At 50.3% G+C, this 14390-nt stretch carries 10 protein-coding genes and 1 riboswitch; of the genes, 2 read left to right on the forward strand and 8 right to left on the reverse strand.

What is annotated here, in order from left to right; genetic code table 11:
• Positions 1 to 26 precede the first annotated feature (26 nt).
• Positions 27 to 1544: a glycine hydroxymethyltransferase gene (locus AC27N8_RS29320; protein ID WP_487072140.1), complete on the reverse strand. Its 1518-nt coding sequence runs from the start codon at positions 1542 to 1544 to the stop codon at positions 27 to 29.
• A gap of 57 nt (positions 1545 to 1601) precedes the next feature.
• Positions 1602 to 1694, reverse strand: a riboswitch (ZMP/ZTP riboswitch).
• Between the two features lie 112 nt (positions 1695 to 1806).
• Positions 1807 to 3033: an acetylornithine/succinylornithine family transaminase gene (locus AC27N8_RS29325; RefSeq protein ID WP_487072142.1), complete on the reverse strand. Its 1227-nt coding sequence runs from the start codon at positions 3031 to 3033 to the stop codon at positions 1807 to 1809.
• Positions 3034 to 3431: 398 nt separating this feature from the next.
• Here AC27N8_RS29325 and AC27N8_RS29330 point away from each other — a divergent pair, with 398 nt between their 5' ends.
• Complete coding sequence (locus tag AC27N8_RS29330) at positions 3432 to 4763, forward strand: hypothetical protein (RefSeq protein ID WP_487072144.1); 1332 nt, start codon at positions 3432 to 3434, stop codon at positions 4761 to 4763.
• Positions 4764 to 4825: 62 nt separating this feature from the next.
• On the opposite strand, the gene AC27N8_RS29335 is transcribed toward AC27N8_RS29330, so the two are convergent.
• The 6 genes from AC27N8_RS29335 to AC27N8_RS29360 all read right to left on the reverse strand — a co-directional run bounded on the left by AC27N8_RS29335 (position 4826) and on the right by AC27N8_RS29360 (position 12864).
• The gene (locus AC27N8_RS29335) at positions 4826 to 5977 is read right to left on the reverse strand and encodes a phosphate/phosphite/phosphonate ABC transporter substrate-binding protein (protein ID WP_487072146.1); all 1152 of its coding nucleotides are present in this window, start codon (positions 5975 to 5977) and stop codon (positions 4826 to 4828) included.
• Positions 5978 to 6256: 279 nt separating this feature from the next.
• A complete protein-coding gene (gene ftsH, locus AC27N8_RS29340; protein WP_487072148.1) occupies positions 6257 to 8248 on the reverse strand; it encodes an ATP-dependent zinc metalloprotease FtsH in 1992 nt (663 codons plus the stop codon).
• A 359-nt stretch (positions 8249 to 8607) separates the two neighbouring features.
• Positions 8608 to 9357: a ComF family protein gene (locus tag AC27N8_RS29345; protein WP_487072150.1), complete on the reverse strand. Its 750-nt coding sequence runs from the start codon at positions 9355 to 9357 to the stop codon at positions 8608 to 8610.
• Between the two features lie 355 nt (positions 9358 to 9712).
• Entirely contained in the window at positions 9713 to 11206 is a 1494-nt protein-coding gene (gene lysS / locus AC27N8_RS29350) for a lysine--tRNA ligase (protein ID WP_487072152.1), read from the reverse strand.
• A 227-nt stretch (positions 11207 to 11433) separates the two neighbouring features.
• On the reverse strand, positions 11434 to 11898 hold the full coding sequence (locus AC27N8_RS29355; protein WP_487072154.1) for a GreA/GreB family elongation factor: 465 nt from the start codon (positions 11896 to 11898) through the stop codon (positions 11434 to 11436).
• A 93-nt stretch (positions 11899 to 11991) separates the two neighbouring features.
• The gene (locus tag AC27N8_RS29360) at positions 11992 to 12864 is read right to left on the reverse strand and encodes a biotin--[acetyl-CoA-carboxylase] ligase (protein ID WP_487072157.1); all 873 of its coding nucleotides are present in this window, start codon (positions 12862 to 12864) and stop codon (positions 11992 to 11994) included.
• A gap of 1316 nt (positions 12865 to 14180) precedes the next feature.
• Here AC27N8_RS29360 and AC27N8_RS29365 point away from each other — a divergent pair.
• Positions 14181 to 14360 (forward strand): hypothetical protein, encoded by a 180-nt coding sequence (locus AC27N8_RS29365; protein WP_487072159.1) that lies wholly within the window; start codon positions 14181 to 14183, stop codon positions 14358 to 14360.
• Positions 14361 to 14390: the final 30 nt, after the last annotated feature.

Consider the following 14390-nt stretch of genomic DNA (forward strand, 5'->3'; position numbering starts at 1 on the left):
TTTTCCTGTTATCTGATGGCTAATACTTATGCTTCTGACTGGAGGAGTTCGAGATCCAGCTCTGGATAGAGCGGATATTGTGCCAGTAAGGCTTGTATGCGTTGCTGGGCTTCGTCACGGATCTGCTCATCCAGGATGTACTTGTTGAGACTCTTTTTGCCGCTGGCGGTCTTCGCCGCGGTGACGTTTGCTAGGACGCGTTTGAGGATACTCGCGATCTCGCGCATCTCCTGTGGACCCATGCCCAGTGTCGTCGTCGCTGGCGTGCCGATGCGCAATCCGCTGGTATACCAGGGTCCATTTGCGTCGAAGGGTAGCGAGTTGCGATTGAGCGTGATCTTACATTCGCGGAGTACCGATTCCGCCTGACGTCCGGTCAGTCCAAACGTTTTGGCCACATCGATCAGCAGCAAGTGATTATCCGTGCCGCCGGTGAGCACGTTCAGTCCTTGAGAGACACTGGCCTCTGCCAGCGCCTGCGAATTCTCAACGATCTTATGAGCGTACGTCTGGAACTCGGGGCGAGAGGCCTCACGGAAAGCGATGGCCTTCGCAGCCATCACGTGTGGGAGTGGTCCACCCAGCAGGGCGGGACAGCCTTTGTTGACCCATTCGACGAATTCTTCCTGGCAGAGCACCATGCCGCCGCGTGGTCCGCGCAACGTTTTGTGGGTGGTGGTGGTGACAACATGCGCGTGAGGCACTGGATCAAATTCGCCTGTAAAGACCTTACCAGCGACCAGACCAGCGAAGTGAGCCATATCGACCATCAGAACCGCGCCTACCTCATCGGCCAGCTCGCGCATCTTAGCGAAGTTGATCTTGCGTGGATAGGCGCTATAGCCGGCCAACAGGATCAAGGGACGAACCTCATGCAGTTGTTGACGTAAATGATCCAGATTAATCAGGCCATCCTGGGGATCGACGGTGTAGCTGTAGACATCGAAGAGATGGCTGGAGATATTATGTCGATAGCCATGGGTGAGGTGTCCGCCGGAATAATAATCCAGTGCCAGCAGACGCTGATTATGTACGGTAGCGCGAACCTTATTCCAGTCCTCGCGACTCAATTTCGATGGATCTTCTTGTCCGAGCTCGCTCAGGATCGGCTTTTGTGCTTTAGCCGATAAAATTGCCAGATAGGCGACAAGGTTCGCGTCGGCGCCAGAATGAGGCTGGACATAGGCATAATCGGCTCCAAAGAGATCTTGAGCCAGCGTAGCCGCCTCCGCCTCAATGGCATCGACGTTATCGCAACCGGCGTAGAAGCGATGCTGTGGATAACCTTCGGCATACTTATCGGTGAGCAGATTGCCCATCGCCAGCTGTGAAGTAAGCGAACTATAATTCTCGCTTGCAATCATCTTCAAATTGCTGCGCTGATCGCGCAACTCCTGGATAATCCCTGCCGCAATTGTCGGAGAGACTGTCTTGATCTGATCGAGGGAAGCGTAGAAAGCCGCCGGTGCGGACTGAGGAACCTGTCCATTTAAGCCCTGGAGGTAGCGTATCAGGAAGGATTGATCGGTAGCGATAGTAGTCATCGTCGTGGACTCCTTTGCTGTCGACATAACAGAACGTTGCAGTCAACGTTCATCCATATGTCCAGCCCAGGCGAGCGACTGTGAAATCAGATTAAATTCTTCGGGCTTCCTCGTGGTTAATCCACTGTATCGCCAGTTGCCGGAAGAAGGTCAAAGTTTTTTTGGAGAGGCGCATGCACAAATGTGATGCGCCTCTTTATTAGTATAGCAGCCACAGTAGAAGAGTCAAGTGCTTCGCGAGGAGATTTTCTCCCGCTATCTTTTACTGCTGTGCGGCTGGCAGTTCGGCTACTTTGGCGAGCGTCTTGTCGAGAAGCTCGGTAGCTTCATCGATATCTGCTACGCTGAGGATCAGGGGTGGCAGCATGCGTATGGTATCGGGCGCCGTGCTGTTGAGCAGGAGTCCATGCTCCAGAGCGCTTTGGACAATGCTGGCACCGAGGCCGTGTTTGACGTTGACGGCACGCATCAGACCGATACCGCGTGGGCTATCGATAAATTCATACTTGGCACACAACTGCTCCAGCTTGCTGCCCCAATAATTGCCCATTTGGGTGGCATTGTCGAGCAGGTTGAGCTCGTTGATGGTCCTGATGGTGGCACCGGCAGCCGCGCATGCAATTGGATTGCCTCCAAACGTCGTGCCGTGATCGCCAGGAACAAAGATATCGGTGCGTGGATCGGTCAACATGGCACCAATGGGGATGCCGCCCGCCAGACCTTTGGCCATCGTGACGATGTCCGGGCGAATGCCATAATGTTCCCAACTGAAGAACTTGCCTGTGCGTCCCGACCCTGCCTGGACCTCGTCGCAGATCAGAACAAGATTCTGTTCATCGCACCATTGGCGCAGTCCTTGCATATACTCCAGGGAAGTTGGCCAGATGCCGCCCTCTCCCTGCACCGCTTCGACCAGGATCGCTGCCGTCTTGGGGCTGGTGGCATCTTTGATTGCCTGGAGGTCATTAAATGCTACCTGCTTAAAGCCGTCTGGCAGAGGAGCCCAGGTAGCTTGATAGGCTGGCTGACCGGTGGCCGCCGTTGTGGCCAGCGTGCGACCATGGAAACTATTATTGACGCTGATGACTTCAAATGCCCCGTTGCGCTGCGTGCGACCATATTTGCGAGCGAGCTTGATCGCCCCCTCATTGGCCTCCGCACCGCTGTTGGAGAAGAAGGAGCGCATGCCGTTGCTCTGGATACCGAGCAGTTCGGCCAGCTCAATCTGACGCACATTGTAGTAGAGATTAGAAACGTGGACCAACTGAGTTACCTGTTGCTGGACGGCCTCGATAATCGCTGGATGGCAGTGACCGAGAATATTCACAGCAATACCAGCCACAAAATCGAGATACACCTTTCCATTGCTGTCCCATACCCGTGTACCCTCGCCGCGTACCAGCGTTAGCGGTTGGCGTTTAAACGTGCCCTGATAATATTGATGTTCAAGACTCACCCAATCTCTTTGGTTCAGTTCTGTGGTCGTCATTGCTTGCTCCTCTTCATCCGTCGTAACTGTCTCTATTGATGCATAGAAATCGTATCGAGGCTGATCAAATAAAAAAAGCAAAGCTCCAGATCTCTGCCTGCACCTCTCCGCTCAGTTTTTTCTGCTGAGAAAATGCGCGTCTGGAACTCTTTGAATACTCCCATTGTACTATGTGCCCTCAAGGGGTGCAAATAACCAGAGCTTTCCCCGGCTGCTCGTTTGGGTAATAGTATAGATAGAAGCTATCTCGTTTACATTTTGTTATTGTGAGATAAACGCGGCCAAAGATTTTTTATTGACACATGTATCTGTTATTGTGTATAAATTATTCTATGATATCTAATGAAAAAAGTGTATCACAGACAAAAATTTACCTTGTCTGTGGATGTATCGTTGCTGTGATAGCACTATTTGTCACCATCCTCTACTATCTCAGTCGTCCTTATGTAGAAGTTACCGCTGATACGTCCAGCTACCTCGCCGTTGTAAACCAGATGCGCCTCACTGGAAATCCTCTGAACATTTTTCGGCTTCCCATCTATCCCCTTTTCATCCTGATTATCTGTGCTGTGGCGGGTCGAGATAACCTATTCGCCGTAAGCATCGTGCAGGGAGGCCTCTTTGTTCTCACGACGCTTGAGCTTTATCTGCTGACCGCCTTGATCTTCAGACGTAGCTGGTTGGCTTTGTTGATTGGTATATTCGTCGGGACGAATGTTATTCTGATCTCCTATAGCAAGCCGATCATGACTGAGGGATTGTCTCTCTGGCTATTGACGACAAATATCCTGCTTGCAGTCTCCCTGATGCGGACCTGGAGGCTGTGTTTGGTCTGGGTGCAGTCTCTCTTTCTGCTATTACTCTTCTTTACGCGGCCTGAATGGGTCGCTTTTCCAGTTCTCTTATTTGGCTATCTGCTGCTTGTTGGCAGAGGCCGTTCTTTTTTTCGCCCTCTGCTGATACGTGTATTGCTGGTCGTTGGCGTTCTCTACCTCCTCGTCGGAGCATATATTGCTGGTAATAGTATTGTGAATCATTATGTAGGACTCACCTCAGTTGAAAATATGAATCTGCTTGGAAAAGTTATTCAGTATCGTATGTATAATGAGACAACTCCTGAATATCAATCAACAGGTCAGATCATTGCACGGTATGTTGCGCATGGTCAGACGAGTCCTTATCAGATTCTGGGAAACGAGCCAGCATTGGCGGTCCATAATGCTCAACCAGTAGGAGACTTTGCTCGCTCAGTCATCCTGCATCATCCACTGGAATTTGTGGTTAAGACCCTCTCAATTGTCTACCCTTCGCTTGTCAACTACTATCCAGTCTCGATTGTACCAGTCACAGACGTAGCGCTACATACTCCGTATGACAATGTTCTGGCGTGGCTTTTCGCATTCCAATTGCTATTGTATCGCTGCAATGGACTTTTCCTCATATGCGTTCTGCTCTGGCGTAGATTGCTTGCCTGGCATGTGACGAGAAAGAGCTATCTGGTACAGGGGATGGGCCTGGTTGTGCTGACTGCTGTATGGGGGATTATAATTACGGCGCTGGGAGGCTACTATCTGGCTGATCTGATGCGTGTGCATATCGTTTTTGATCCATTGATCACACTTGCCGTCTGGGGAAACTTGTGCTCTGGTCTGTGGGTGATTGTACGCGCTCTGTGCAGGCATGCACTCGGATTTTATAGAGGTAGCAAGAAGGGGACGTCGTTGTCCTGATCCTTTATAGTGCCGGGGACACCGTAGCCTTCTGGAATAGTTCTGGTTTGCAAGACAGAGGCTTACTCATAATGAGATATATCAATATTGAGTTCTTTTGCCACATCGAGTAAGAACTCATATTTTCTATCCGTTATCTTGGCAAATCCGGCGATCCCGATGGTATTAATAATCACAGGATCTATGTCTTCAACTGTCAAAAAAGCGTCCTCGATGCGCAGAGCATCGTAATGTTGGATCTCTTTACGTACAACAATCGGCCCCTCTGGAATATCACTACTTTTAAACAGAATGACAATTTCACCTGTCCGAAATCTTCCTTGCCGCAAGGCCAGATTATACATATTGCTTGAAATCGCGCCAGCAGAGACCTTTCCGCTCAGGACATCGTTCAAGACGCTTAGATGTGCTCCTGAATAAGAGCTAATGATGTCCTGATTGGCGTCCAGGCCGGCCTTTTTGAACGCATATCTGGGCAATAGATTGCCGCTTGTCGATAAAGGATCAACAAAGGCAAACGTTTTTCCTTTGAGTGCTTGTAGTGTATGAATGTTGCTATCAGCCCTGGTGATCATATAAGACTGATAGGTCTTTTGACCTTTAGCAGTCAAGCGGCATAAGATAACGCTGGCACCATAATTTCTGGCTGCATAGAGGTAACTAAGTGGGCCAAGCCATCCCACTTCAATCTCTTTATGCGCTAAAGCGTTGACGGTATCCATATACGTTTTTCCTGGGTACAACGAGTGAACCGGAACAGCTAGTTGATTGCTGACGCTATTTTCAAACATACTGGTCTGGAATTTTCCTAACGACTCAACTCCTGCTGGTAGAAAACCGATGCGTAGAATGGACAATAGACCTTTCTTTTGAGTATCCAGCGCCTTTTGTTGACGCTCCAACTGTTCTGCTTCTGCCTTCAGATCGGTCTCCTTTAGCAGGAGAAAACTTCCCAGTACTGTCAAGAGTGTGACCGTGCCTACAGATAAACGGGCATGCTTGAAAAAAGCGCGGCGCTCTTCGGGATCGGCGGGCCTGCCAGCTTTTACTATCTCGGCCAGTATATAGAGTGCGGTGAATGCAATAACGAGAAAGAGGGCTACAGTATTTATCCAGGTAGGTAGCGAGATCGCGTTAGTGAGTAGATTGAGGATGAGACTCAGGAAAATGCCAATCAGTAGAAAAAGACGGGATTCATTCGCAGGATTGCCCATAATAATCAAATTCTCCGTAGCATGATTTTTCTAGGCGACAGAAGTGTGAAGTAGAGTATCCCCCTTATATAAACGGATAGTGCACCTATATATAAAACTAGCAGAATAGCACAAAGTATCGACAGGCAGGATAAACTATTGGCAGAATCTACATAGTGGTGATGGAAGGGGAAATAATAGACCTTATGCAAGTGTAATAGAAAGACCTGTCAGATCCTGTGTGGCCGCCTCACCAGGGGGCAACTTTGCCCTCTGGGATAGTAAGTACGCGGGAGGCTCTTACGAGGCATCAGTGCTTTTGTAAGGAGGCTGTAGTTGCTGCGGATAGGATGGACGAGGTAGTGCGAGACTTTTAGGCATTTCTGGATCAGAAGTTGGGACTTCGGGAATGCCGGCTAAAATCGAAGGAGACTCATATTGTTGGTCGTCGTTCATGGGTTGGTTGAAGAGCGACTCAAAGAGAGGCCCTTCTAACGTCTCTTCTTTGATCAGGCGCTCGCTGATCATGATTAAGCGGCTCTTGTTTTGTAAGAGGATGTGATGTGCTTTATTGAAGGCTTCTTGAATGATGCGATGAATCTCTTCATCGATCTCGCGGGCAGTCTGCTCGCTATAGTTGCGTTGTTCGCCAAAGTCGCGTCCAAGAAAGACCAGCTCTTCTTTATGTCCTAAAGCCATGGGACCGAGTCGCTCGCTCATGCCATACTCTGTAACCATCGAGCGAGCGACCTTCGTGACGCGCTCGATGTCGTTCGAAGCTCCGGTGGTGACCTCGCCAAAGGTGATCAACTCTGCGACATGTCCGCCGAGCGCATAGGCAAGCATATCTTCGAATTGCGGCTTGCTCCACAGATAGCGATCCTCGGTTGGCAGGAGCATGGTGAAGCCTCCGGCCTGTCCACGGGCGACGATGGAGACTTTGTGAACTGGATCGGTGTTGCGGAGCATCCGTGCGACGAGTGCGTGTCCGACTTCGTGATAAGCCGTGATCGACTTTTCGCGCTCGCTGATGATACGGCTCTTGCGCGCAGGACCGGCCACAACGCGATCGATGGCCTCTTCCATCTCACTCATCCCGATCTTGCTCTTATCGCGGCGGGCGGCCAGAATCGCGGCTTCGTTTAAGAGATTTGCTACATCGGCCCCCGAAAAGCCAGGTGTCTGCTTGGCGAGCACTTCGAGCGAGACATTCGGCTCCAACGGTTTGCCCCTGGCGTGCACTTGTAGAATGGAGATACGTCCGCGGATATCCGGTCGATCCAGGATGACCTGACGATCGAAGCGTCCTGGACGTAGCAGCGCGGGATCTAAGACATCGGGACGATTCGTTGCCGCAATGACGATCACATTCGTATTCGTATCGAAACCATCCATCTCCACCAGAATCTGATTGAGGGTCTGTTCACGCTCATCGTGAGAGCCTCCCAACCCGGCACCACGTTGGCGTCCCACGGCGTCGATCTCATCCACAAAGACAATGCACGGACTGTTACGCTTGGCCTGCTCAAAGAGGTCACGTACGCGACTCGCGCCCACTCCGACAAACATCTCCACGAATTCAGAGCCGCTGATACTGAAAAACGGAACGCCCGCCTCGCCGGCTACGGCGCGTGAGATCAACGTTTTGCCGGTTCCTGGCGGCCCTACCAGGAGTAGGCCTTTGGGGATGCGGGCACCGAGTGCGGCAAATTTATCTGGATACTTTAAAAATTCTACAATTTCCTGGAGCTCCTGCTTGGCCTCCTCCACACCGGCTACATCCTTGAAGCTCACTGAAGGCTTATTGCCCATAAATATGCGGGCACGGCTCTTTCCAAAAGATAAGGTTTGATTATTGCTGCCCTGAGCTTGTCTCAACATGAAGATGAAGAGGACGCAAAGTAAGATGAAGGGGACAAATCCTAATAGCGTTCCAAGCCAGCCCCAGATGGGGTTTGGGTTATCAAATTGTAGTTTCAGGAGCTGCGGATTGGAGTAATCGATATTGCTGTTTTTCAGGACGTTGGTGATATCGATGTTATTATTGATGCTCGCAGTTTCCTGTAGTGCGTTTTTTGTCTGTCCTCGGATCAGGATAACTGTTCCGTTGGTGACGGTGAGTGTATCGAGTTGATGCCTGTTTATATCGGTCTTCAGATCGCTCAGCACCATTGATAGCGATACCGACTGGTTGCTCTGTGCACGCACAACAAAGACGATGCTCAGAATGGCGATCAACAAAATCAGGAGCCAAAAAAAGCTCGTTTTAAGCCATTTTCCACTAGTAAACATGGAGGCTCCTCTCTAAAAATGAGCAGGCACAAATAAGAGCAGAAAAACGTGTAGCATGCTCATTAAGGCTATCTGGTATGGAATGTGTTACACTTGTGTGCTTTATTATAGCATACTTGTCCGTCGATCTCTGACGGAGTGTATGAGAAGAGATCTCTCTAGCGCTTTCTATGTTGATATCTATAAATGCTTGCATATCAGTCAATCTTCTGATGTTTCCCTTCCTTAAGTAATCTCTATACCATATGCATATCAGACCGCGAAATTCTCTTTTTGGGAGGAGGAAGAGTACTTTTTTCTCATAATTTTTGTCAGTATTGGATCAAAATTATCGTCAGTGAGAAGTTTTTCTACTCTCTTTACGTGAGAGGGTTACACTTTGTGACAGAAGGATGGGCAAGTACCAGTCCCCAGACTTCCCGGCAGCCAGCCGCAAAGAGGAGATTGGCGCATGCTTCGAGCGTTGCACCAGTTGTGCATACATCGTCTATAACAAGAATTTTACGATTAAGCAGGGCCTGGGTTGTAACACTAGAGTGATAGTCGAATGCCCCTTGAAGATTTGATCGACGTTCTTGCGCTCCAGATCTCACCTGTGTAGTCGCCTTGTGCCTGCGTGCAAGCACGGTCGTGGACATGGGAAGCTGTAGTCTTTTGGCACATGCGGCCGCCAATAATTGCGCTTGATTATAGCCCCGTTGCCGTAAACGCTCCGCATGGAGAGGAACTGGAATAATCAATTCGGCCACCATACGATGTCGAAGGTAGGTCTCTGCCAATAATGCCCCTAATGGATCTCCTAAATGCGTGTTTCCCTTATATTTGAACGCATGAATAATTGAGCGCAAAGGCTCCGTATAGTCACTAAAAGCACGCAAGCCATTAAATTTGAGCGGCCTGTAAGCACAATGGAGGCAGATACGTCCTCCCGCTTGCGGATCGCCGCATCGCGGGCATATAGGAGGAACAAAACGCGGAAGCGTCGCCTGACAACCAGCGCAGAAACTTGAGCCGACGCCGTGACATCGCACACAGCAACGTGGAAAGAGCATATCGAGCAACTGCGTACACGATTGTTTGAGCATGGAAAGAGCTTGTAAATTTTTCATAGGCCTCCTCGTTATTCTTTAGATGTTCATTTATTCAATAGGCGGGAGAACCTTTCAGAGAGGAAAAATATACGGGCCAGATCTCTTCCACCGAGGAGGTATGAAACCCGACGTAGCGCCGTGGTCTTGTGCCCGGCGGCCACGTGACGTACGATTCACTCGTTTTTTGTTGCCCAATGCTGCAACACGATAAGGAATGTTTTCGTACGTGAACTGGCCGCCGGGCACAAGACCACGGCGCTACGTCGGCGAGCATTTGCGCCTTGAGCGAAGGATATCTCATGTGTTTTTTGGAGGAAATCTCTCCACGTTAAGACGTCAAATTCTGGTGCTACATTTACTGCATGATTATATGTTATTGTTCTTCGCGAGCCTGTTCTTCGGCTGTTTTGCGCATGGTGGGGAAGAGGATAACGTCGCGAATCGACTCCTGATTAGTCATGAGCATTGCGATGCGATCGATTCCGAGCCCGACTCCGCTGGTGGGAGGCATGCCGACCTCAAGCGCCTCAAGGAAATCTTCGTCGAGGAGTTGCGCCTCATCATCGCCGTGTGCACGCTGCCGAGCTTGATCCGCGAAGCGCATGCGTTGCACGATGGGATCATTTAATTCGGTGTACGCATTGCCGCACTCCAGGCCACCGATAAAGGGTTGGAAGCGTTCAACCATGCCTGGCTGTGTGCGATGCTCCTTGGTGAGCGGTGAGACGTCCTCTGGATAATCCAGGAGAAAGATGGCCTGCTGAAGTTCGGGGATATTTAAGCGGAACATCTCGCTTTTAAGATCGTCGATCAAGCGTCCGTGGCCGGCTTTGGGATCAGCCTCGAAGTGTTTTTCACGCATGGCTGCGGCCAGACTGTCGCGATCAGGAAATCTGCGCACGTCGATGCCTGTGTATTCGGCGATGGTATCCAGGAGCGGGAGGCGTTTCCAGGGAGGTGTTAGATCGATCTCCCGGCCTTGATAGATAATCTGAGTTGTCCCTTTGATTTGTAGGGCAATAGCCGCGATCATCTGCTCGACGAGATGCATCGTATCATTGTAGTCCGCGTATGCCATATAGAACTCGATCATGGTGAACTCTGGATTGTGACTGCGATCGATGCCTTCGTTGCGGAAGTTGCGTCCGATCTCGTAAACGCGCTCGAAGCCTCCGACGATCAGGCGCTTGTGATACAGCTCGATGGCGATGCGCAAGAAGAGGTCGCGGTCCAGTGTATTGTGATGGGTGGTGAAGGGGCGAGCGTTGGCACCTCCATAGAGCGGTTGGAGTATCGGCGTCTCGACTTCGATAAAGTCGTGCCTGTCCAGGAACTGGCGCATCGCTGTGATCATGCGGCTCCGCGTCACGAATATCTGCTTGATCTCGTCGCCGTTGGCGATCAGATCAAGATAGCGCTTACGCTGGCGTGTATCGCGATCTTCCAGCCCATGATATTTATCGGGCAGAGGACGGAGTCCTTTTGACAGCACGGTCAGGTTCTGGACATGGAGTGTGCGCTCATCGGTGCGGGTACGGAACAAGAAGCCGTGGACCTGGATAAAGTCTCCGATATCGAGCAGCTTGAGGAGTTGATAGGCATCCGCTCCCACATCGTTCAGGCGTAGATAGACTTGAATTCTGGCTGTCCCATCCTCTATCTGAGCGAAGGTAGCCTTGCCCATATCGCGTAGCAGGCGGATACGTCCCACCAGTGTATAAGAGCCCTCGGGTCCGGCAAATTCATCAAAGTGTGCGAGAATATGTTCAATCGTGTGTGTGCGTTTGACTGCCTGAGGATAAGGGTTCAAGCCGAGGTCGCGAATCGACTGGAGATGGTGCAGACGTACATCCCGTTCTTCTACCATGATGAATTTAACTTTCTTGCTATCTAAACATGCATCTTTTCTTTCTATGCTCCTGGCATATCTGTGGTTTATTATAGCATGTTTTGTGGCGCGATACACGAGGGGAGCTTGTGTTCTATGTGGTGAGCAAGAGAGCTACCGTGCGGTAGCTCTCTTGCCCGTATGTCTGCTTTGTCTGCCCACAAGCTGACCTGGATCAGTGGCGGGACTTTTGTGGAGGGCAGGTGTTATTCGATGGAGGTGATGGTATATTCTTTGACGCCTCCGGGAGTGGAGACAATGACGAGTTCGCCTGCTTTGTGTCCGAGGAGTGCTCTGCCGACCGGAGACTCATTCGAAATACGCCCGGAACTGGGATCAGCCTCGAAGGCTCCCACTAATTTATAATGATACTGGCGTCCGTTGCTTGTCTCAAGGTGGACCAGAGAGCCGAGAGAGACGATCTCGCTGTGGACATCGTCGATGAGCTGGGCGCTGGCGAGCATATGCTCAAGCTCATGAATGCGCCTCTCGAGTTGTGCGTGTTGGACCTTAGCCTCTTCATAGGCTGCGTTATCGATGACATCGCCTGATTCTTTGGCGTCATGCAGATATTGGGCAATTTCGGCACGTTTGACTGTGCATAAAAAGTCGAGCTGATTGGCTGCACGCTGTAAACCATCATTGGTGAGGAATATTCCTTGTGATTCCATATATGCGTTCCTCTCATTGTCTGAAGGAGGGCGTCCCTCCACATTATCTAGTACATCTCTTGATGATTTTGGGAGACTGTCTGAATAGCGCTTTTATCCGATCAGCGCGACATCTCCCCAGGTAATAACCGTACATTCCCCAGAATGATGGCGGAGTAACAGCTCTCCTTGATCATTCACATCCTCAGCCACGCCGCTGAGTAGCTTTGATCCCTGTCGCACTTGGACGGTACGTCCGAGTGTCGAAAGATGGTGACGCCATTCTTCTCGTATCAAGCGAGAAATAGGTCCAACATGATACGTTGTGGTCTCTTGCGCCTCTTGCTGCAATGCCAAATAGCGTGTTTCGATCTGGTATAGCAAACTTGCGATGAACGCTTCGCGACTCACTACATGACCACTTGCTTCTTCAAGTGTGATGGCTGTCGTAACGAGCCCTTGCTCGGTCTGTAGTTCTGCCTTGACGGGGGCGTATTGAGTCATGCTCCCGTTCACATTCACGCCGATGCCCATAATAGCCACAAATTGGCCTGCATGATCCTTACTGGTTTCAATCAGGATACCAGCAACTTTACGCTCACCAATCAGAACATCATTGGGCCATTTAATCGTTGCCGTCACCCCACAGGTAGAAGTAATCGCGTCGACGACAGCCAGAGAGGCGATCATCACAAGTTGATATGGTGGAAAGAACGGACGGAGTACAGTCGAAGCCAACACATTCCACCCCTGCACATCCACCCATTGCCTTCCTTGTCTTCCGCGACCGGCCGTCTGACTATCAGCAAGCACAACCACCCCTTCTTCTGACCCCTCGCGGGCCAGTTTCATCGCTAAAGAGTTGGTTGAATCGACTGAAGAGACGTATACAATATGATTGCCATTCCCTACTTTTTCGGTATCCAGCAGACGATATATCTGATCAACAACGAGTTTTCTGGGTGGCGGAATCTCAATCTCGTTCAAGCTCTACCACTATCTATTTATCAATCTAACGTGTTTTTTCTTTACTCCATCTGCAAGCCCCCGTCGTTCAGACGTGGGGTACTTGACGAGCCTGTGAACAGTGTTTTCGGAAGTACAGCATGCGCATAGGTGATCTGAATGCATCATTCAGGGCTACCTGAACCGTGATAGGTAATGCCTTGAGAAATAGTTCGCAGAACTATGCTCTCCGCGAGAGGTGCTGTCTGTGAAAAGACAACTGGTGCATGCTTGCAACATGAGAAAAGTGAATTATCGGATGAGATACAGGGATCTACAAAAATCCCAGAGCAAGGGCAAAAGTTGTTCTCGCCAATGCTCTGGGGGTGCTGCACAGGCAGGTAAAATGCACTACCCACCAGTGTGTTCTTAATAAGCCCTCACCAAGCTCTAGAGCCAGGTGTTTAGAGCAGGCGACTTAACGCCTAACCCCTCTCAACTGGAAGGTGTGGGATTCAACACCGCTGCCTGTGCAGCGACTAGGTTCACTCATTACACACCACCTCCTTTCGATGTCGATAGTGTACCATCAGCTTTTAGCGTTTGTCAAGATTACTCTTAAAACTCATTGCAGGCATGGTCGGTATTTGCGAGGACAACTGGCTTCTGATGAGGATTGAGCGCGCAAAATTGCCTGTGAAGATTGTGTGAAGATATATCACTGCCTGCTTGCCGAATTGTTGTGCTAAAATCACTGCTAGAGCCGATGCGTACCTTTTGCTGCTGATGTAGCATGGGGAAGCACCTATGTGCTATACTAGTGTAAGTAACCCGTAAGAGAGCAGTAAGTGATTGCCTATGGTGCTCGGGGTTACATAGCGTATGCTCCTGTTCATGCACGGCGTACTGTTGACACATTGATCGGGACCTCCCCCCCTCAGTGGCAGGTGTGCAGCTGCGATTGGATCGCTTGCGTGTACACAAACAAAGCTGTTTGGATCTAGCCAGCAGTTGGTCGCGTGCTTCTAAATGAGTAAGAGCATTTGACCTTCGTATACAGATGATCTAACTGTTTCTCACTGACTATAGCGACGTATCTAGTTTTCTGTACCGCCCATGGTCTCTGGAAAGAGTATCGTCTTGTCACTTCAATCGACCCAGCTAATGCATGCTTATCCGCCCGTAATTTGTGACGGATTGGTCGTCTCCCAAAGCAGGGGGACAGCGTTGATGGTGTCCATACCAGTGCTGTCGACCTGGCGCGTCGAACATTGTGTGCGAAAGAGAGTTCGACGTTTTCCTCAGGGGTCGGTTGGTGCATGTGTCGCGGTAAGAAGACAGGAAGGAGGACTTTAATTATGCAGCAATATATAGATCTGCTCGTCGATGCCCTCCTGGACGAGGGTTTTAGCGTAGAGGAAGCTCAAAGGCTGATTCAGATGCAGCAGCAATATGAAGAGCGGAAGGCAACAGAAGAGACAAATTATCATCGTTTTGTACGCTGGATGGTAGAACATGGGCGTTTTAGCGAATGGTAATCCCCTCGCGATCGTGCGAAAACGGTCTTG

The organism is Dictyobacter sp. Z7_2 (assembly GCF_057551105.1).